The organism is Hymenobacter bucti (genome assembly GCF_042681145.1).
GTDB classification, from domain to species: Bacteria; Bacteroidota; Bacteroidia; order Cytophagales; family Hymenobacteraceae; genus Hymenobacter; species Hymenobacter bucti.
In genome coordinates this window covers 789,151-808,620 of the sequence record NZ_JBHUFD010000001.1, presented here as the reverse complement: position 1 = coordinate 808,620, position 19,470 = coordinate 789,151, and the positions used below count along the sequence as shown (strand labels likewise).

Below are 19,470 nucleotides of genomic sequence, written 5' to 3'. Positions count from 1 at the left end.
GCTTTCAGTCCGCCCGCTGAAATAATCTAGTATTTCCACTCGCGGACTAAAAACCCGCGCTACTCCCTCGCTTATGGACGCTACGCTACCCACGCAGCAGCCGCTCTCCCGGCTCAATGTTTTCGCCACTAAGGGCGTGCAAATGCGCACGTTTCACCTAACCTGGCTCACGTTTTTCTTCTGCTTTTTTGGGTGGTTTGGCATTGCGCCGCTCATGCCGCTGGTGCGCGAGCAGTTGCACCTCGACAAGGGGCAGGTCGGCAACATCGTCATTGCCTCGGTATCGGCCACCATCCTGGCGCGCCTGCTCATGGGCAAGCTCTGCGACACCATCGGGCCGCGGCTGGCCTACACGCTGTTGCTGGCCGTAGGCGCGCTGCCGGTAATGTTTATCGGCCTGAGCAACAGCTACCAGAGCTTCTTGCTGTTTCGCCTCGCCATCGGCATCATCGGGGCGTCGTTCGTCATCACGCAGTTTCACACGTCCATGATGTTCGCGCCCAATATCGTGGGCACGGCCAACGCTGTGGCCGGCGGCTGGGGCAACCTAGGGGGCGGCATTGCCAACATGCTGATGCCGCTAGTAGCCGCCGGCTTCGTGGCCTTGGGCTACGTGGACAAGGCCAATTCGTGGCGCCTCGCCATGGTGGTACCGGGCGTTATCCTGCTGATTATGTCCGTGTTGTATTACAAATTCACCGAGGACACGCCCCGCGGCAACTACGCCGATATTGAGCGCACGGCGTCTATCAAAAAGAAGGGCACCTTCTTGCTAGCCCTGCGCGACTACCGCACCTGGCTGCTGGCGCTGGCCTACGGCGCCTGCTTCGGCATCGAAATCACGATTGATAACGTGGCCGCCGTGTATTTTGTCGACCACTTTGGGGCTACGCTGGTGGCGGCGGGGCTACTGGCCGGCGTCTTCGGCTTCATGAACATCTTCGCCCGCGGCCTCGGTGGCATCGTGGCCGACCGCACTGGCCGGGCCTACGGCATCAAGGGCAAGTGGGTGTTGCTCAGCGGCCTGCTGGTGCTCGAAGGCATTGGCATCGCCTTTTTCTCGATGGCGCCGAGTTTGGCGCTAGCCATTACGGCCATGCTGGGCTTCGCGCTCTTTCTGAAAATGGCCAACGGCTGCACTTACTCCATCGTGCCGTTTGTGAACAAGGAAGCCATTGGCAGCGTGAGCGGCGTGGTGGGCGCGGGCGGCAACCTAGGCGCCATGCTGGTCGGCTTTCTATTCAAATCAGCCAGCATTTCCTACAGCCAGGCCTTCCTCTACATCGGCTTTGGGGTGGCGGCCGTGGGCGCGATAGTGCTTTTGGTACGCTTGGTAGTAAAAGAATCGGCAGAGGTCGCTACCGAGGCTCCTTTGACGCTGGCGAGCGCTTAGGTTGGTGGGCGTTGGCCTCACCTGGCGAGCCAGGCAACGTTATTCTGGTGTAATCAATTAAGCGTAAGATATATGCCTACTTCCACCGCGGCTGCCCCATCCATTTGCTGCTACTGCGGCGTGGGCTGCGGGGTGCTGGTCGAGCCGCTCAAAAACGGCGACGTGGCCGTGGTGGGCAATCCCGCTTACCCCGTCAATAAAGGGGCGCTGTGCAGCAAGGGCCTCAACCTGCAATACACCGTCAACGACCGCAGCGAGCGGCTGCTGTACCCGCAGATGCGCTACAGCAAAAACCATCCCTTGCAGCGCGTGAGCTGGGACGAAGCCTTGCAACGCACGGCCGCAGTCTTCAAGACCTTTATTGAGCAGTATGGGCCCAACTCGGTGGCGTTTTACGCCTCGGGGCAGTGCCTCACGGAAGAGTACTATGTTATCAATAAGCTCATTAAGGGCTTCATTGGCAGCAATAACATTGATACCAACTCGCGCCTGTGCATGAGCAGCGCGGTGGTGGGCTACAAGATGGCGCTGGGCGAAGACAGCGTGCCCGTGTGCTTCGACGACATCGAGCTGGCCGATTGCTTCCTGGTGACGGGCGCCAACCCCGCTTGGTGCCACCCCATTTTGTGGCGGCGGGTGGAGGCCCACAAAGCCGCCCACCCCGAGACCAAAATCATCGTCATCGACCCGCGCGCCACTGATACCTGCGCGCTGGCAGATGTGCACTTGCAGCTCATCCCCGGCACCGACGTGGTGCTGAATCAAGCCCTAGGGCGCGCCCTGATTGAGCGCGGCGACATCGACCTGGCCTTCATCGAGCAGCACGCCGAGGGCTACGAGGCCTACCGCGAGGTAGTATTTGAGCGCACGCTGGCCGAATCGGCGCAGCTGTGCGGCGTGCCGGAGGCGGATATCCGGCTAGCGGCCAGCTACATCGGCAGCGCGCAGGCGTTTCTATCGATGTGGACGATGGGGCTGAACCAGAGTGCCGTAGGCGTCGATAAAAACTTGAGCCTGCTGAATCTGCACCTCATTACGGGGCAGATTGGGCGGCCGGGCGCGGGGCCGCTCTCGCTCACCGGCCAGCCCAACGCCATGGGCGGGCGCGAGGTGGGCGGCCTCAGCAACCTGCTGCCGGCCCACCGCAACCTAGCCAACCCGGCGCACCGGGCCGAGGTGCAGCAGTTTTGGGGCAGCGGGCCGCTGGCGGCCACGCCCGGCTACACGGCCACCGAAATGTTTGAAGCCCTGGAAGATGGCCGCCTCAAAGCCATCTGGATAATCTGTACCAACCCGCTCACCAGCCTGCCCAACGTGCGCCAGGCCGAAGCCGCCCTGGCCAAGGCCAAGTACGTGGTGGTGCAGGAGGTCAGCACCAAGCCCGAAACCCTGGCCTACGCCGACGTGGTGCTGCCCGCCGCCGCCTGGGCCGAAAAGGAGGGCACCATGACCAACTCGGAGCGCCGCATCAGCTACCTGCCTAGGGTGGTATCCGCGCCCGGCGAGGCCCTGCCCGACGCCGAAATCATCTGCCGCTTTGCGCGGGCCATGGGCTTTCGGGGCTTCGACTTCCCGAATATGGAAGCCATCTACCTGGAGCATATTCGCCTCACGGCGGGCACCAGCCTCGATAGCACCGGCCTGAACTACAGTATTCTGCGCGCGCGCGGCTCGGTGCAGTGGCCCTACCGCACTAGCCAGGCTGAGCCCGACACGGCGCGCTTATTCACCGACCAGCAGTTTTATACCCCGTCGCACCGGGCGGTTATTCACCCCGTGACGGCGGCCTTCCGAAGCGAGGCGCCGGACGAGGATTTCCCGTTCATCCTCACCACGGGCCGCATCCGCGACCAGTGGCACACCATGACCAAGACGGGCCGGGTGAGCAAGCTCACCAAGCACATTCCGCAAGCGTTTATGGAGCTGCACCCGCAGGACGCGGCGGCGCTCAACGTAGCCGAGAGCGACCTCGTGGTGGTGCAGTCGCGCCGCGGCGAGGTGCGCATAGCGGCGCGGCTGTCGGCGGGCATTCGGCCGGGCGTCGTGTTTTTGCCCATGCACTGGGGCAAGGTCCTGGGCTCCGACCTGAACCGTGCCAATAACGTGACCTCGGGCGCCCTCGACCCCCTCTCGAAGGAGCCCGATTTTAAGTACTGCGCGGTGCAGGTGGTGAAGTACCAGAAGCCGACGCAACGCATCGTCATCATTGGGGCGGGCGCGGCGGCCTACGGCTTCGTGAAGTCGTACCGCGAGCTAAACCAGGCCGATAGTATCACTATCTTCAGCAAGGAAGATTTCCCGTTTTACAACCGGGTGATGCTGCCCGACTACATCAGCGGCCACCAGGATTGGGCTCAGCTGGTGAAAATGCCCGACGCCGACGAGCCCGCCTATAACATCCAATTGCTGCGCGGCGTGAGCGTCGAAACCGTGAACCGGGCCGAGAAATACGTGCTCGACTCGCGCGGCCAGCGCACCGACTACGACGTGCTGCTCATGGCCACCGGCAGCCGGGCGGCGCTGCCGCGCCACGTGCCCGCGCTGCCCGGCATCTTCACCATGCGCAGCCGCACCGACGCCGACGACTTCAAAAACCACCTGCCCGCCGAGGCGCACGTGGTGGTAGTGGGCGGTGGCCTCCTAGGGCTCGAAATGGCGGCTTCCCTGCGCGAAGTGGGCACGAGGGTTTCGGTGATTCAGCGCACGTCGCGGTTTCTGGACCGGCAGCTCGACCAGCTCGGCAGCCAGCTGCTGCGCGAGGAAATGGAAAACCAGGGCTGCGACCTCTACTTCAACGACGAGGTGGAGCTCTACTACGGCCGCGCCCGTCTAACGGGGGTAGGCCTGAAAAGCGGCCGCCGCCTGGCCTGCGACGCCGTGATTCTGGCCATCGGCACCGCGCCCAACCTGGAGCTGGCCCGCGACTGCGGCCTGGCCTGCAAGCGCGGCGTAGTGGTCGATGCCCACCTCCAAACCAGCGACCCCAGCGTGTATGCCCTGGGCGAAATCGCCGAGTTTGAGGGCACGCTCTATGGTATCACGGCCGCCGCCGAGCAACAGGCCGCCGTGCTGGCGCACTATCTCAATGGCAACGTGGCCAGCCACTACCAGGGCAGCACGTTCATGAATATCATCAAGATTCATGGCTTCGACTTGTGCAGCATCGGCCTACCCGAGCGCCCCAATACGACTGACTATGAAGAGATTGTCTTCATCGACCAGGCGCAACGCTACTACAAGAAGTGCATCATCCACCAGGACCGGCTGGTGGGCGCCATCCTCATCGGCGACAAAAACGAGTTTCAGGAGTATCGCGAGCTCATTGCCAATAAAACCGAGCTGAGCGACAAGCGCTTGCAGCTGCTGCGCAGCGGCGGCCCCGCCACGCCGGTACTCGGCAAGCTCGTGTGCAGCTGCAACAACGTGGGCGCCGACAACCTACGCCAAGCCATCGCCACGGGCTGCGGCAGCCTCGCCGAGTTGTGCGCCAGCACCGGCGCGGGCACCGGCTGCGGCTCGTGCCGTCCCGAAGTGCAACAGTTGCTCGAAGAAAGCCTGGTGACCATAAGCTGAACAGTCCCTAGGTACCCCACCCGCTCGGCCATCGCCCCATGCCTCCCCAGACGCACCTCGTTAAAATCAATCTGCCCGGCGGCATCGTGCCGGCTGGCGACCTGCTTACCATCCTCGAAGCGGCGGAGGCGGCCGAGGTCGAGCACATTCAGTTTGGCCACCGCCAGCAGCTGCTTTTCACGGTGGCGGCCGCGCAGCGGCGCGGCCTGGTGCAAGCCCTGGCCAAGGCCAATATCCTGTGCGAAGTCGATGCCGACGTGCACCCCAACATCAGCAGCTCTTACGTGGTCGAGGACGTGTTTCACAACACGGCGTGGCTGCGCGAAGGGGTGTACAAGGACATTCTGGACTTGTTCGATTTTCATCCTAGGCTGAAAATCAACCTTATCGACCGCAACCAGACCTTCGTGCCCTTCTTCACGGGCAACCTCAATTTCATCGCCTCCGACACCAGCAACTACTGGTACTGCTACGTGCGGTTTCCCAAGACCAACGTGCTCTACTGCTGGCCGTCGCTAGTGTACTCGGAGGATATTCCAGGCCTAAGCGGCGCCATCGAGCGCATTATCTACGCGCACAAAGACCAGTTTTTTGAGCAGCCCGCCGCCAACGGGCCGCTGCTGCACAGCTTGGTGAGCGCGGGCCAAACCTTTGTTTTGCAGCCGCTTACTACGCCACTCACGCTGCCCACCTTCACGCTGCCCTACTACGAGGGTTTCAACCGCTACGGCAGCAAGCTGTGGCTGGGCATCTACCGGCGCGACGAGCAGTTTGCAGTGGCTTTCCTGAAAGACGTGTGCCAGCTGTGCCTCCAGACGCGCCTAGGTCAGCTGTGCACCACGCCGTGGAAATCGCTCATTATTAAGTCTATCGAGCTGGCCGACCGGCCGCTTTGGGACGTGGTCCTGCGCAAGCACCGCATCAACGTGCGCCACGCCGCCAACGAACTCAACTGGCAGGTCGAGGACCACTGCGCCCAGGGCCTGGCCCTGAAACACGAGCTGGTGCGCTACCTCAACGAGGAGGACATTCGCACTTACCAGCTGTGCTTTGCCATCAAGACGCAGCCCAAAACCGGCTTGTTCGGCTCCATCGTCATTCGCCATCACTTCGATAATCTGACCCAAACCGGCCTGCACGCCGAACAATACGAGATTCTGCACACCCGCGACTTCAATCCGAACAATAAGGATTTTATCAGCTTCCGCAAAAAAGTCAACCGCGACAACCTGGCCTGGTACCTCACGCAGCTCTGCGACTATTTCTACGAGCTGCAAAGCGCGCCGTCCCTCCCCGTCCCCGAGGAAATAGCCCCCGTTGCGGATGCCGCGCCCGCTACGGCGCCGCTTTACCAGTGCCGCCGCTGCCTCACGGTGTACGACGAAGCCTACGGCGACTCGGCGCAGGGCATCGCGCCCGGCACCGCGTTTGCGACGCTCACCGCTTACTGCTGCCCCACCTGCGAGGCGCCCCTAGCCCAGTTCGTGGCCGTGCCTACGCCACAAAGCCAGTGGCTCGCCGCGGCTACCTCAGTTGCGTAAAAGGCAACCTAGGCCCGGCGCACGTGCGGCGGGGCCCGGCCGCTACCTTCGCCCTATGCCCAACCAAAACCCGCTTTTCCCCGCCTTTCTCAAGCTCGAAAACCTGCGCGTGCTCCTCGTGGGCGGCGGCAACGTGGGCCTGGAGAAGCTCACCGCCATCCTGCGCAACAGCCCCGAAACGGCGGTTACTATCATCAGCATCACCTTCCTATCCGAATTACGGGAAGTGGCCAGCCGTCATCCGCGCATCCAGCTCATCGAGCGCGGCTGGCTGGAAACCGACTTAGACGCTGCCGACATCGTGTTTGCCGCCACCGACGACCCGGCCCTGCACCGCACCATCAAAGCCGCCGCCCGCCAGCGTCGCCTACTCGTGAACGTGGCCGATACGCCGGCTTTATGCGATTTCTACCTCTCCTCGGTGGTAGTGAAAGGCCAGCTCAAAGTAGCCGTGTCTACTAATGGCAAATCGCCCACTGTGGGCAAGCGTCTGCGCGCCGTGCTCGAAGACACGCTACCCGAAGAACTAGACGAAGTGCTTGAGCAAATGACCATTATCCGCAACCGGCTGGCCGGCGACTTTGCCAATAAAGTAAAGTCCCTCAACGCCGTGACGGCCGAGCTAGCCGGCGGCAAGGCCTATGAGTCACCCGCCACCAAGCGCTGGCGCCGCGTGGCCACGGGCTCGCTGCTAGCCGTCGGGGCGTTCGTAGTTAGCCGCCTAGTCAGGCGTCCGGAATAGCAGTAGCTTGGACTCTGCGAGTCCGAGCATGAGCGTAGCGAGTAGTTCCCGTTTATTCTGCTCAGACGTCTATACTCGCTGCGCTTGGGCTTGGACTCGCAGATTCCAAACTACTTTTTGGCTACGTCAGATAATAGTGCTGAATCTTGTCAAGGTTATCGTCTAGCTCGTACACCAGCGGCACGCCAGTCGGGATGTCTAGGTTCGTCACATCTTCATCCGAGAGCTTATCAATGTACTGCACCAGCGCCCGCAGGCTGTTGCCGTGGGCCGCTACTACTACCTTTTGCTGGTGCCGCATGGCGCGCATGATGCGCTCGGTCCAGAAGGGCATCACGCGCGCCATCGTTTCGCTCAAGTTCTCGGTTAGCGGCCGTTCGCGGTCGGTCAAGTGGTTGTAGCGCGGGTCGAAGCCGGGGTAGCGCGGGTCCTCCCGTGTGATGGCGGGCGGCAGCGCGTGCGGGTCGCGCCGCCACAGTTGCACCTGCTCGGCGCCGTATTTCTCAGCCGTTTCAGCTTTGTTCAGTCCCTGCAAGGCGCCGTAGAAACGCTCATTCAGCCGCCACGATTTTTGCACCGGAATCCACATGCAATCCATCTCGTTCAGCACGTAATCCAGCGTTTTGATGGCCCGCTTTAGTACGGAAGTAAAGCCCTGGTCGAAGATGTAGCCGTTGGCTTTCAGCAACTGGCCCGCGTGGCGCGCCTGCTCGCGGCCGGTATCGGTCAGGTCCACATCGGTCCAGCCAGTGAAGCGGTTTTCGAGGTTCCACTGACTTTCACCGTGGCGGATGAGCACGAGTTTTTCCATTGTAAATACGTTGTAGTAGCGTGAGAGCTCGGCTCACGATACGGCAATAGTGCGTGTGAAGGTCTCATGAGCCAAATCTAGACCGTTTCCCGCACCTTGCTATTACGGGGCAAACTATAAATTCCCGGTATATCGAAGTCATCGACAACTCTTCCTGGCATTACCCAAGTGCTTGCTAAACCCGCTGAAAATCCGTACCTTTGCGGCCCTGTCAAGGCGGCAGGTCGGGAGATTTTTCTTTCGGAACCAACCCAAAATGCGCCCCGCTCTAGGTTCCGGTGTGGCGTTCAGTAGTTTAGGAGCCTGCTATTTCATGGCAGAATTGATTGACGATTTCGATTGGGACAACGTAGGAGCCAACGGTTTTGGTGGCAACTACAACGCTGACCAACGCGCCGAACTCGAAAAAATGTACGGCGACACCCTCACCACCGTTCAGGAGGAAGAGGTTATTAAAGGCACCGTGGTGGGCATCACCGACCGCGATGTTATCCTGAACATCGGCTTCAAATCAGACGGCCTCGTGCCCCTGAGCGAATTCCGTGACCTGCCCGACCTGAAGGTTGGCGACGAGGTGGACGTGTTCATCGAAGACCAGGAAGATGCCAACGGCCAGCTTATCCTGAGCCGTAAGAAAGCTAAAATCAAGCAGGCCTGGAACGCGATTTACGCGGCCCTGGAGAATGATACTGTGCTGGAAGGCGTGGTGAAGCGCCGCACCAAAGGCGGCCTCATCATGGAGATGGATGGCGTAGAAGCCTTCCTCCCCGGCTCGCAAATCGACGTGAAACCCATCCGCGACTTCGACATTTATGTTGGCCGCCGCATGGAAGTGAAAGTCGTGAAAATCAACGCTGCTTTCGACAACGTAGTTGTTTCGCACAAAGTCCTCATCGAAAAGGACTTGGAGCAGCAGCGCGAAGCCATCCTGAACAACCTCGAAAAAGGTCAGATTCTGGAGGGCAACATCAAGAACATGACCAACTTCGGCGTGTTCATCGACCTCGGCGGTGTCGATGGTCTGCTGCACATCACGGACATTTCGTGGGGCCGCATCGCTCACCCGAGCGAAGCACTGCAGCTCGACCAGAAACTCAACGTGGTTGTACTGGACTTCGACGAAGCCAAGAAGCGTATTTCGCTGGGCTTGAAGCAGCTGACGCCGCACCCATGGGACTCGCTGCCAGTAGACCTCGGTCCTGGCTCGCGTGTGCAGGGCCGCATCGTGAACGTAGCCGACTACGGCGCATTCATGGAAGTGGTACCGGGCGTAGAAGGCCTGATTCACGTATCGGAAATGAGCTGGAGCCAGCACCTGCGCAACCCGCAGGACTTCATTAAGCAGGGCGACATCGTGGAGGCAGTTGTACTGACCCTCGACCGTGAAGACCGCAAGATGAGCCTGGGTATCAAGCAGCTGACCGAAGACCCGTGGACGCGTGGCGACTTCTCCGAGAAGTTTGCCGTGGGCACCAAGCACAGCGGTGCCGTACGCAACCTGACCAACTTCGGCCTGTTCGTAGAACTGGAAGAAGGTGTGGACGGCCTCGTGCATGTATCGGACCTGTCGTGGACCAAAAAAGTGAAGCACCCGTCGGAAGTGGTGAAAGTAGGCGACAAACTCGACGTAGTAGTACTCGAGTTGGATATGTCGGCCCGTCGCCTCGCCCTGGGTGTGAAGCAGCTGGAGGAAAACCCCTGGGATACTTTCCAGACGGTGTTCACCCCCGGCTCGGTGCACAAGGCTACCATCACCGAGAAGTCGGACCGTGGCGCAGTACTCGAGTTGCCTTACGGCATCGAGGGCTTCGCTTACCCCAAAGGCTTGGTGAAGGAAGATGGCTCGAACGCCGAAAACGGCGAGGCGCTGGACTTCCGCGTTACCGAGTTCTCGAAAGATGACCGTCGCATCGTGCTTTCGCACACCGCGGTGTACAACAAAGAGGACGAAAGCAACCGCAGCACCAACACCAATTCGAAGTTTGCGAAGAAAACCCCCGCTGGCGGCGCAGCCCAAGGCGAAGGCAAACTGAGCGACCTCAAGAAGCCGGCCGAGAAGAACACCCTAGGTGACCTCGACGCACTGAGCGCCCTGCGCGACCAGCTAGCTGGCGCCGAGCGCCAGGCTGGCGAAGACAAGCTGAAGGCCCGTCAGGATGTACCGGCCGCTGGCCCGTCGCCTGACAATGCTGACATCCAGGCTTCATAAGCTTCTGGTTTCAGCGTAAAATAAGAAGCCCCGGCCGCAAGGTCGGGGCTTTTTTGTGCGACGAACTTTGGCAGTACCGGGTTTTTGCGTACCTTTGTGCCCCCAAGCCGGTAACGTGACCGAGCGGCTAGGTAGAGGTCTGCAAAACCTCCTACGGCGGTTCGAATCCGCCCGTTACCTCTTTTAAAAGCAAAACCCCTTCTGAGCCAAGCGCTTAGAGGGGGTTTTGCTTTTTCTGGCAATTCGCTAGTCTAACCGGCGAATTTTGTGCCTTCCCAATTCAGGCGACAGTGCGGCTTAGATTTCCGACGCTTGTTCGGCGCACTTGGTACCTAGCTTACTTAAACAAGGCAATTCGACTAGCATCGACCAAGCGCTTCTTGCTGTACTCCCCGGTGTACACCGCGTTATCATCGGTGTGCTTGCCGATGAGGGCGCCGGCCCCGATGATGTTATTGCGGCCGATGCGCACATTTTCATTAATAACGGCGCCCATACCGACAAAGGTATCGTCGCCTATCCGGGCGTTGCCCCCAATAATACAGGCTGAAATCAGCACATTACTTCCCACAACGCTGTGATGCCCAAGAATAACCCCTAGGAGCATTGCATTATCCCCAATCGTTACGCAGGGGTGAATACTGGCGATGGGGTCAATGAACACGTGCTCGCCAACTACCATATCGGGCCAGGTATTAGCTCGCGACGAGATGTAGCTGGCAAAGGAGTAACCGGCCGCCTTGGCCTGCTCATAGATATGGCGGCGGGCTTTGGGCTGCCCCACAGCAATGTGCAATTGGAAAGCTACCGCTGGATAATGGCTGGACAACTCCTCAAACGCTACCACTGGCAACCCCACTAGCTGCCCCCCGGTAGCTGACAGATAGGCTCTGCCTACGCAAAAGGCCACTACCTCGTGCGGGCTATCGTGGGTGAACAGGTAGTGCACCATCTCGGCGTGTTTGCCAGTGCCAAAAATCACGACTTTCATAGCAGCTTGGAGTATATAGTCAGGTTGGTAAAAAAGGCACACGAGCGGCTAATGGCCTGGCTACGCCTGCCGAGGGGCGGCGCGCAGGAGTTGCGTCACCGTGCTTTTGGCTAGCCGCGCGCTAACGCCCGCTACGCTTTTCCAGAGCTGCCGCTTGATGGCGTAGGTTGTGTCATTGGCCCAGAAATGACCAATAAAACGGCGGGCATCGGCTAGATTTCCGGCTTGAATGCCTTCATCCGCTATTATGAGGCATATTCTCGCGTGGGCTATGGCAAGCAGGTTCTGGTAGGCAGTACCGGCATAGTGCAGGCGCAGTTTTTGGTGCATCGTTACGTAGTGTTGCGCGCGCCGCTCACGCGAGATGGCCGACCAGCTACCCCCGGCGTGCACCCGGTATACGCTGTGGCAGCCGGGCAATAGCTTCACCTTGCCGTGCTCGGCGTAGAGGGCCAGCAGCGGGATGTCGATGGGGTACACGGTGAAGAGCCACTCGGGCAGCGCGGGCAGCACCTGCCGAAACACCACCGTGCTGATGTGGGCCACTAGCTGGGTCAGGAAATCGGCAAACTCGAAAACCGTCTTTGGCTCGACCACGGGTGGGCCGCCGGGTGGGGCAACAGCCGGCTTGGGCTGCCCGGCCTGCACCACACTGTGCCGGTGAAAGCAGAAGACATAATCGGGGTGCGCATCCAGCCACGTTACCTGGGTTTGCAGCTTGTGCGGGGCCGTCCAGTAATCATCCCCCTCCAGCGTAGCCAGGTATTGACCCCGGCAAGCCGCAAAGCACGCGCGCAAGTTGGCGCCTACCCCTACCTGGGGCGAGTGGTAAATGGGCCGGATAATGGCCGGGTAGCGTTGCGCGTAGTCTTCCAGGATGCTCCGCGTGCGGTCGGTCGAGCCGTCTTCGCCCACAATCAGCTCGTAGGCAAAATCCACTTCCTGCATCAGCACGCTATCGAGGGCCTGGGCCAGGTAGGCCTCGTGGTTTCGCGTGAGCACCACCACGCTCACTTTAGGCACAGGCGATGGTGGGTTGGGTATGCGGCTGGTCATGGCTCAGAATAGGGTGGCTGGGTTGAAAGAAGGCAACGATGATGCGCGCAATAAACCCTACCTGCTCGGCCGCGAGGTCGGCATAAAAGGGCAGGCACAGCACGCGCCCGGCAATATCTTCGGCCATTGGGCACGGCGCGCCGATATGGTAGGGCAAGGCATTGAGCGTGGGGTAGAAATAGCGCCGGGCCCCCACGCCCTGGGTCGCCAGCGCTACTTGCAGCCGCACGGCCGTTTCCTCATCGGGCAGCACCACTGGAAAGTAGGCGTAGTTGTATTCCGTATCGGCGGGTAGCACGGGGTAGCGCAGGGGCAGGCCGGCCAGTTCGGCCCGGTAAAGCCGGTGCAGGGCCGCCCGCGCCGCGATGAACGCCGGCACGCGCGGCAGTAGGCACAGGCCCATCGCGGCGTTCAGCTCCGACGTTTTGCCGTTGGTGCCAGGCAGCACGTAGGTATCGCCCATGTGGCCGTGGCTTTTGAGCAGCCAGATTTTCCGGGCCAGCGCAGCATCGGTGGTGACGAGGGCGCCCCCTTCGCCCGTGTGAAAGAGCTTGGTGGCGTGAAAGCTGCAAGTCGTGAGGTCGCCGTAGGTGAGCAGCGCCCGTCCGTGCACCCGCGTGCCGAAGGCGTGCGCCCCATCGTAGATGACCTTCAGCCCGTAGCGCCGGGCAATGGCCTCGATAGCCATTACATCGCACGGGTAGCCATATACGTGCGTGGCCAGAATGGCCTGCGTGCGCGGCGTGATGGCCGCTTCCAGCTTGGTAGCATCCAGGCAAAACGTGTGGGGCTCGATATCAACAAAAACTGGCTGGCAGCGCTCCCACAAAATAGCAGCAGTAGTGGCCACGTATGAAAACGGCGTAGTAATAACCTCGCCCGTCAGGTCGAGCGCCCGGATAGCCAGTTGCAAGGCCACCGTACCGTTGGCAGTCAGCTCCACTTGTGCTCCATCCAGAAAGCTACCCAGCTCGTTTTCCAGCTGCCCTACCAGGGGACCATTGTTGGTCAGGTGGCCGCTGGCCCACACTTGGGTCAGGTAGCCAACGTACTCCTCAAGAGGTGGCATTACGGTGCGCGTGACGGTAATAGCAGGCGGTAATTGCTTCATAGTGGAGGCAGACAGAGACGATATGGTTCAGGTAACTGCAAAGATAACCTGAGCTTTAACGCATCAGTATCACATATTGATGCTATATCAAAATTTTTACTTATTCAGAAAAAAAATCACTTGGCGGCTCGTGTAAAAGCGCTACTCTACGGGCTCGCTCATTCTGTCCGGCCCATCGGGCCAGCAGATGTGCTAGCAGCTTTCAAGCCTGCGGCTGGCTTCTGCTGCGATGGCAACTGCCCCTGGCAGGTACCTATCCCCACAATAATGCGCCATTAAGCGGCGTACTGCCTACCTTGCCGTGCCGCCGGCCGGGCCGGCGCCTCATCCTTGTTTTGGCTATATGAAGATTATTGACCTCCGCACCATGCGCGGGCCGAGCTACTGGTCGGTAAAGCACTACCGGCTGATTGTATGCAAAGTTGATTTACAGGAACTTGCCGGCGAATGGAGCAATACCATTGAGGGCTTTGCCGAGCGCCTGACGGCCCTGCTACCCCAGCTGGGCCAGCCCCAGGCAGCGGGCCGCCACGCCAACAAGCAGCTGGCCAAGCACCCGCCCCTGACTCAGGAGCAGCTGGCTGATGGCGAGCCCCTAGGGCACGTTATTCAGCACGTGGCCCTGGAATTGCAGCGCGAGGCTGGCATGCCGGTGTTCTGGGGCAAAAGTTACCCCGCCCGCGAAGAGGGCGTGGAATATGTGGTGTTTGCCTACCAGGAGGAGCGGGCTGGCCGCTACGCCGCCCAGGCCGCCGTGGAGTTGGTAGAAGCGCTGTGCAAAGGCGAGGACTTTATCCTGAAGCCCGTCATCGACGAGCTGCACGACATTCGGGAGGAGGAGTTTTTTGGACCCAGCACTTGGAGCATCGTGGCCGAGGCGGCCTCGCGCAACATTCCCTACATTCAGCTCAAGAACAGCAGCATTATTCAGCTTGGCTACGGTGTGAACCAGCGCCGCATCTGGGCTACGACGACCAACCTGACCTCGCACGCGGGCGTGGAAGTGGCCGGCAATAAGAACCGCACCAAGGCCATGCTGGCCGATGGCGGCGTGCCAGTACCCCGCGGTACTACCGTGTATTCGGAGGACGGCCTGCGCGACGCTATTGAGGAACTAGGCTTTCCCATCGTGACCAAGCCGCTCGATGGCAACCACGGCAAGGGCGCCACCATCCGCATCATGAATTGGGACGATGCAGTGGAAGGCCTCCAGTTTGCCAAGGAGTACGGCCGGGCCGTGATTGTGGAGCAGTTTGTGGAGGGCGACGACTACCGCCTGCTGGTGGTAAACGGCAAGCTCATTGCAGCCGCCAAGCGCACGCCCGCCGCCGTGAAAGGCGACGGTAGCAGCACGATTCAGCAGCTGATTGACCAAGTAAACACGGACCCGCGCCGCGGCGTGGGGCACGAAAAGGTGCTCACCTCCATCAAGGCCGACCAGCACACGCTGGACATTCTAAAGGGTAAGGAACTGAGCCTGGACTCAGTGTTACCGGCCGGCGAAACGCTGTACCTCAAGAGCACCGCCAACATCAGCACGGGCGGCACGGCCACCGACGTAACGGACCTCATCCATCCCTACAACCTGCTGCTGGCCGAGCGCGTGGCGGGCATCGTGGGGCTGGATATCTGCGGCATCGACCTGCTGACCAGCGATATCGCGATTCCGCTGAACGAGACGCGGGGCGCGGTGATTGAAGTGAACGCGGCGCCAGGCTTCCGCATGCACATTGCCCCTACCGAGGGCCTGCCGCGCAACGTAGCCGCGCCGGTTATTGACATGCTCTTTCCGCCCGGCTCCACGGCGCGCATTCCGATTATTGCCATCACGGGTACCAACGGCAAGACGACCACTACGCGCCTCATTGCGCACCTGGTGGCCAGCATCGGCTACAAAGTCGGCTTCACGACTACCGACGGCATTTACATTCAGGGGGTGCAGCTGCAAAAAGGCGACTGCACGGGCGGGCAAAGCGCCGAGTTCGTGCTGCGCGACCCCACCGTGAACTACGCTGTGCTCGAAACGGCGCGGGGCGGTATGCTGCGCTCGGGCCTGGGCTTCCACAGCTGCGACATTGCGGTGGTGACCAACGTGGCGGCCGACCACCTCGGCATGCGCGACATCTACACCGTGGAGGAAATGGCGACCGTGAAGGCCGTGGTGCCCCGCACCGTGCCCAAGCACGGCTGGGCCGTGCTCAATGCCGACGACGACCTCGTGTACGACATGGGCCGCACGCTCGACTGCAAGGTGGCTTACTTCTCCATGAACGAGAACAACCCTCGCATTCAGGAGCACGTGGAGGCCGGCGGCGTAGCGGCAGTGTACGAGGAAGGCTACCTCACGATTTATAAGAACTCCTACAAGCTGCGCATCGACCGCGCGGTGGAATTCCCGGTGACCCTAGGGGGCCGCGCCACCTTCAACATCGAGAATGCGCTGGCCGCCGCGCTGGCGGGCTACCTGGCGGGCTTCGACAAGGACACGATTAAGACGGCATTCCGCACCTTCGTGCCCTCGGGCACCAAGACGCCGGGGCGCATGAACAGCTACAAGTTTCCGCGCTTTGAGGTCATCGTGGACTACGCCCACAACACGGCGGGCATCACGCGCTTTGCCGAGTTTATGGCGGCCACCTCGGCCACGCGCAAAATCGGCGTAGTGAGCGGCCTAGGCGACCGCCGCGACGAGGACACCCTAGGGTTCTCGCGCATTGCCGGGCGCATTTTTGACGAGATAATCTTGCGCCAGGACCGGGATTTGCGCGGCAAGTCGGCCGAGTTTCTGCGGGAGATAATGACCCGCGGCCTGCGCCTCGACAAGCCCGAGCTGCCCGTTACGTACATTGAAAACGAGCTGGACGCCATCGACCACGTGCTGGCTACCGCGCCCGATGGCTCGGTAGTAGTGCTGCTGACCGAGAACATCACGGGCGTGCTCAAGAAGCTCGACGAGTACGAGGCCAACCTAGGCAAGGACGCGGGCGCCAACTTGCCTCACCAAATTTAATTCGCTTTCTTTCAATGAAATACCTCGCGCAGGCGGCCCTGGCCGCCGCGGCTTTGTGGCTGGCGGGCTGCCAGTCGTCTACTTCGTCGGATAAAAGCGGCCTGGAAACTGCGGCCACTGCTAGCGGCGATAAGGACCTCAACGCCTTGTTTGACAGCTACTGGGAGAAAAACTCGCAGCTGTTTCCGCTCGATGCCACGGCCTACGGCGATAACCGCTACAACGACCAGCTGCCCAATAACCAGACCCGCGCCTTCCGCGATACGCTGCGCAATTTTTACCAGGGCTACCTCACGCGGCTGGAGAAATTTGACCGCGGAAAGCTCGCGGCAAACGATAAAATCAGCTACGACATCTTTCAGTACGAGATGACCCACGGGCTGGCTGGCCTCAAGCTTAACAGCTGGATGCTGCCCGCCAACCAGTTCTACGGGCTACCCATTTCGCTGGGGCAGTACGGCTCGGGCCAGGGCGTGCAGCCCTTTAAAACGGTGCAGGACTACGACAACTGGCTGGGGCGCGTGCGCGGCTTCACGGCCTGGACCGACTCGGCCATTGCCAACTTCCGCACCGGCCTGAAGGCGGGCGTGGTGCTGCCGCGGGCCCTGGTGGTGCGCATGATTCCGCAACTTACGGCCAAGGATATTGTGGTGACGGACCCCACCAAAAGCCTGTACTACGGGCCGATAACCAGCCTGCCTAAAGACTTTTCGGACGCCGACAAAACCCGCCTGACGGCGGCTTACAAGCAGGCCATCCTCACCGAACTGGTGCCCTCGTATGAGAAGCTCGGCGCGTTCTTGCAGACCGAGTACTTGCCCAAGGCTCGCGCCACGAGCGGCATCGACGCCGTGAGCGGCGGCAAGGACATTTACGCCTACGAGGTGAAGTACGCGACAACGACCGACAAAACGCCGGCCGAAATCTACCAGATTGGCCTAGGTGAGGTGGCGCGCATTCGGGCCGACATGGAGAAAACCAAGGCGGAAGTTGGCTTTAAGGGCGACCTGCCAGCGTTCTTCAAGTACCTGAACACCGACCCCAAGTTCCGGCCCTTCAAGACGCCGCAGCAGGTGCTGGCCGCCTTCGAGGACATTCACCAGCGGATGTTGCCCAACCTGAAAACGATGTTTGGGCGCACGCCCAAAACGCCGTTTGAGATTCGTGAAACCGAGAAGTTCCGCGAGGCCTCGGCGTCGGCGGAGTACAACCAGGGCTCGCCGGATGGCTCGCGGCCGGGTATTTTCTACGTGCCCATCCCCGATGCTACCAAGTTTGCCACGACCTCGGGCATGGAGTCGTTGTTTTTGCACGAGGCCATTCCGGGCCATCACTACCAGATTTCGCTGACCCAGGAGAACACCACGCTGCCCAAGTTCCGGCGCTTCGGCTTCCAGACGGCTTACGTGGAGGGCTGGGCACTGTACTGCGAAAGCCTGGGCGCCGAGCTAGGTCTCTACAAAGACCCCTACCAGCGCATGGGCGCCATGGGCGACGAAATGCTGCGCGCCGTGCGCCTGGTGGTGGACACCGGCCTGCACTCGCGCCAAATGACGCGCGAGCAAGCCATTGCCTACATGCTCGAAAACCTAAGCACCAGCCCCGACGAGGCCACCTCGGCCATCGAGCGCTACATGGCCATTCCGGGCCAGGCGCTGGGTTACAAAATTGGGCAACTCAAAATCCGGGAGCTGCGCACCAAGTACGAAAAGCAGCTAGGCAGTAAGTTCAAGCTCAGCGACTTCCACGACGAACTGCTGAAGGATGGCTCGATGCCACTGGCCGTGCTCGAAAAGAAAATGGACGCTTGGGCGGCGAGCGTGCAGTAGGTTGTTGTAACCATTTACCCGAAAGCGGCGAATCAGTAGGTTCGCCGCTTTCTTTTTGTATGAAACTCAACAACTTCGAGCTTGCCTTTGTGCTGGGCCGCCTCCTCCTAGGTCTCAATTTTCTGATGCACGGACTCGTGCGCATCCCTAAGCTGGCCGTATTTCGGGCGGGCATCGAGAAGGAATTTGCCGCCTCCCCGCTGCCGCCGGCGCTGGTGAGCTTATATGCCACCGCACTGCCATTTGTGGAGGGCGCCATTGGTGCGCTGCTACTGGTGGGGCTCTTCACGCGGCCAGCGCTGGTGGCGGCCATGCTGGTAATAATGAGCCTAGTATTTGGCAGCAGTCTACTCGAAAAGTGGACGCTAGTAGGCGACCAACTGGTGTATGGGCTCTACATTATTACGCTGGTGCTGCACTTACAGCGCAACCGCCTGTGCCTAGATGCGGTAAGCTCATCCAGCCTAGCCACCAATCCAGCTAGCCCCTCCATAGCATAGTCAGCCTGCCGCAGGCAGGCGTATCCGCGAAATCAGTTAAATCCGTTAAATCTGTGGTCCATATAACCGCTGCCGATATTTCGGCCTTCGAAAAAGTTTACCGCCTCAACCTCGTTAATGGCCTGCCAGGCTTCAAGCCGGCTAACCTCGTGGGCACGTCCGCGCCCGACGGGCAAACCAACCTAGCTATTTTCAGCTCGGCCATCCACCTAGGGTCCGACCCGGCCGTGCTTGGCATCGTGACGCGGCCTAACACCGTGCCGCGCCACACCTATCAGAATATCAAGGATAATGACGGGTGCTTCACCCTTAACCACGTGCCGCTGAGCCTGGTAGCCCAGGCGCACTACACGTCGGCTAACTTCGACGACGGGGTGTCAGAGTTTGAAGAATGCAGTTTCACCGCTATTCACCGCGACGGTTTTCCGGCGCCCTACGTGGCCAAGAGCCCGCTCAGCATCGGGCTGCGCTTGCGCGAAGAGCACGCCATCTTCAACGGCACGGTGCTGCTGGTGAGCACCGTGGAGCACGTGTACCTGCGCGAAGAGGGCCTGCGCCCCGATGGCACCCTCGACCTGGTAGCGCTGGGCGAGGCGGCTATCTCGGGCCTCGATGGCTACCACGAGGTATTACCGCCGCAGCGCTTCGGCTACGCCCGGCCGGGCAACTTCCCGAAGGCGGAATAAGCAAAAAGGGGTCGGCAA

13 protein-coding genes and 1 tRNA gene are annotated in these 19,470 nt (G+C 60.7%); 10 read left to right on the top strand and 4 right to left on the bottom strand.

What is annotated here, in order from left to right; translation table 11 throughout:
- Window positions 1-73 precede the first annotated feature (73 nt).
- The 4 genes from ACFSDX_RS03275 (at window position 74) to ACFSDX_RS03260 (ending at window position 7,249) form a co-directional block, all read left to right on the top strand.
- Window positions 74-1,393 (top strand): MFS transporter, encoded by a 1,320-nt coding sequence (locus ACFSDX_RS03275; RefSeq protein ID WP_382311749.1) that lies wholly within the window; start codon window positions 74-76, stop codon window positions 1,391-1,393.
- 72 nt (window positions 1,394-1,465) lie between these two features.
- Window positions 1,466-4,966, top strand: coding sequence for a molybdopterin-dependent oxidoreductase (locus ACFSDX_RS03270; RefSeq protein ID WP_382311748.1), 3,501 nt, complete (start codon window positions 1,466-1,468; stop codon window positions 4,964-4,966).
- Between the two features lie 38 nt (window positions 4,967-5,004).
- Complete coding sequence (locus tag ACFSDX_RS03265; RefSeq protein ID WP_382311747.1) at window positions 5,005-6,507, top strand: rubredoxin; 1,503 nt, start codon at window positions 5,005-5,007, stop codon at window positions 6,505-6,507.
- 55 nt (window positions 6,508-6,562) lie between these two features.
- A complete protein-coding gene (locus ACFSDX_RS03260; RefSeq protein WP_382311746.1) occupies window positions 6,563-7,249 on the top strand; it encodes a precorrin-2 dehydrogenase/sirohydrochlorin ferrochelatase family protein in 687 nt (228 codons plus the stop codon).
- Between the two features lie 121 nt (window positions 7,250-7,370).
- Here ACFSDX_RS03260 and gpmA read toward each other — a convergent pair whose 3' ends face one another.
- Window positions 7,371-8,060, bottom strand: a complete 690-nt coding sequence (gpmA, locus tag ACFSDX_RS03255) for a 2,3-diphosphoglycerate-dependent phosphoglycerate mutase (RefSeq protein ID WP_382311745.1) — start codon at window positions 8,058-8,060, stop codon at window positions 7,371-7,373.
- A gap of 313 nt (window positions 8,061-8,373) precedes the next feature.
- Here gpmA and rpsA point away from each other — a divergent pair, with 313 nt between their 5' ends.
- Both rpsA and ACFSDX_RS03245 read left to right on the top strand, forming a co-directional pair.
- The gene (gene rpsA, locus ACFSDX_RS03250; RefSeq protein WP_382311744.1) at window positions 8,374-10,269 is read left to right on the top strand and encodes a 30S ribosomal protein S1; all 1,896 of its coding nucleotides are present in this window, start codon (window positions 8,374-8,376) and stop codon (window positions 10,267-10,269) included.
- Window positions 10,270-10,378: 109 nt separating this feature from the next.
- Window positions 10,379-10,449, top strand: a tRNA-Cys gene (locus ACFSDX_RS03245).
- A 157-nt stretch (window positions 10,450-10,606) separates the two neighbouring features.
- Here ACFSDX_RS03245 and ACFSDX_RS03240 read toward each other — a convergent pair.
- From ACFSDX_RS03240 to ACFSDX_RS03230, 3 genes are read right to left on the bottom strand one after another with little or no spacing between them, the layout of a single operon-like run.
- The gene (locus ACFSDX_RS03240) at window positions 10,607-11,260 is read right to left on the bottom strand and encodes an acetyltransferase (protein ID WP_382311743.1); all 654 of its coding nucleotides are present in this window, start codon (window positions 11,258-11,260) and stop codon (window positions 10,607-10,609) included.
- A gap of 60 nt (window positions 11,261-11,320) precedes the next feature.
- A complete protein-coding gene (locus ACFSDX_RS03235; protein WP_382311742.1) occupies window positions 11,321-12,316 on the bottom strand; it encodes a glycosyltransferase family 2 protein in 996 nt (331 codons plus the stop codon).
- Window positions 12,276-13,427: a DegT/DnrJ/EryC1/StrS family aminotransferase gene (locus tag ACFSDX_RS03230; RefSeq protein ID WP_382311741.1), complete on the bottom strand. Its 1,152-nt coding sequence runs from the start codon at window positions 13,425-13,427 to the stop codon at window positions 12,276-12,278. Before ACFSDX_RS03230 ends, ACFSDX_RS03235 begins: the two co-directional genes overlap by 41 nt.
- Before the next feature lie 343 nt (window positions 13,428-13,770).
- Between ACFSDX_RS03230 and cphA the strand changes: the two genes are divergently transcribed.
- Genes cphA through ACFSDX_RS03210 form a run of 4 tightly spaced genes read left to right on the top strand, consistent with a single transcriptional unit; the run spans window position 13,771 to window position 19,452 of the window.
- The gene (gene cphA / locus ACFSDX_RS03225) at window positions 13,771-16,437 is read left to right on the top strand and encodes a cyanophycin synthetase (protein WP_382311740.1); all 2,667 of its coding nucleotides are present in this window, start codon (window positions 13,771-13,773) and stop codon (window positions 16,435-16,437) included.
- Window positions 16,438-16,451: 14 nt separating this feature from the next.
- Window positions 16,452-18,266 (top strand): DUF885 domain-containing protein, encoded by a 1,815-nt coding sequence (locus tag ACFSDX_RS03220; RefSeq protein ID WP_382311739.1) that lies wholly within the window; start codon window positions 16,452-16,454, stop codon window positions 18,264-18,266.
- Window positions 18,267-18,325: 59 nt separating this feature from the next.
- Complete coding sequence (locus tag ACFSDX_RS03215; RefSeq protein WP_382311738.1) at window positions 18,326-18,766, top strand: DoxX family protein; 441 nt, start codon at window positions 18,326-18,328, stop codon at window positions 18,764-18,766.
- A 53-nt stretch (window positions 18,767-18,819) separates the two neighbouring features.
- Complete coding sequence (locus ACFSDX_RS03210) at window positions 18,820-19,452, top strand: flavin reductase family protein (RefSeq protein ID WP_382311737.1); 633 nt, start codon at window positions 18,820-18,822, stop codon at window positions 19,450-19,452.
- The last annotated feature ends 18 nt before the right edge of the window (window positions 19,453-19,470 follow it).

What these genes read in the sequence shown, in the direction of transcription:
- ACFSDX_RS03275 (WP_382311749.1), top strand. Translation starts at nt 74, where the DNA reads ATGGACGCTACGCTACCCACGCAGCAGCCGCTCTCCCGGCTCAATGTT.
- ACFSDX_RS03270 (WP_382311748.1), top strand. Translation starts at nt 1,466, where the DNA reads ATGCCTACTTCCACCGCGGCTGCCCCATCCATTTGCTGCTACTGCGGC.
- ACFSDX_RS03265 (WP_382311747.1), top strand. Translation starts at nt 5,005, where the DNA reads ATGCCTCCCCAGACGCACCTCGTTAAAATCAATCTGCCCGGCGGCATC.
- ACFSDX_RS03260 (WP_382311746.1), top strand. Translation starts at nt 6,563, where the DNA reads ATGCCCAACCAAAACCCGCTTTTCCCCGCCTTTCTCAAGCTCGAAAAC.
- gpmA (WP_382311745.1), bottom strand. Translation starts at nt 8,060, where the DNA reads ATGGAAAAACTCGTGCTCATCCGCCACGGTGAAAGTCAGTGGAACCTC.
- rpsA (WP_382311744.1), top strand. Translation starts at nt 8,374, where the DNA reads ATGGCAGAATTGATTGACGATTTCGATTGGGACAACGTAGGAGCCAAC.
- ACFSDX_RS03240 (WP_382311743.1), bottom strand. Translation starts at nt 11,260, where the DNA reads ATGAAAGTCGTGATTTTTGGCACTGGCAAACACGCCGAGATGGTGCAC.
- ACFSDX_RS03235 (WP_382311742.1), bottom strand. Translation starts at nt 12,316, where the DNA reads ATGACCAGCCGCATACCCAACCCACCATCGCCTGTGCCTAAAGTGAGC.
- ACFSDX_RS03230 (WP_382311741.1), bottom strand. Translation starts at nt 13,427, where the DNA reads ATGAAGCAATTACCGCCTGCTATTACCGTCACGCGCACCGTAATGCCA.
- cphA (WP_382311740.1), top strand. Translation starts at nt 13,771, where the DNA reads ATGAAGATTATTGACCTCCGCACCATGCGCGGGCCGAGCTACTGGTCG.
- ACFSDX_RS03220 (WP_382311739.1), top strand. Translation starts at nt 16,452, where the DNA reads ATGAAATACCTCGCGCAGGCGGCCCTGGCCGCCGCGGCTTTGTGGCTG.
- ACFSDX_RS03215 (WP_382311738.1), top strand. Translation starts at nt 18,326, where the DNA reads ATGAAACTCAACAACTTCGAGCTTGCCTTTGTGCTGGGCCGCCTCCTC.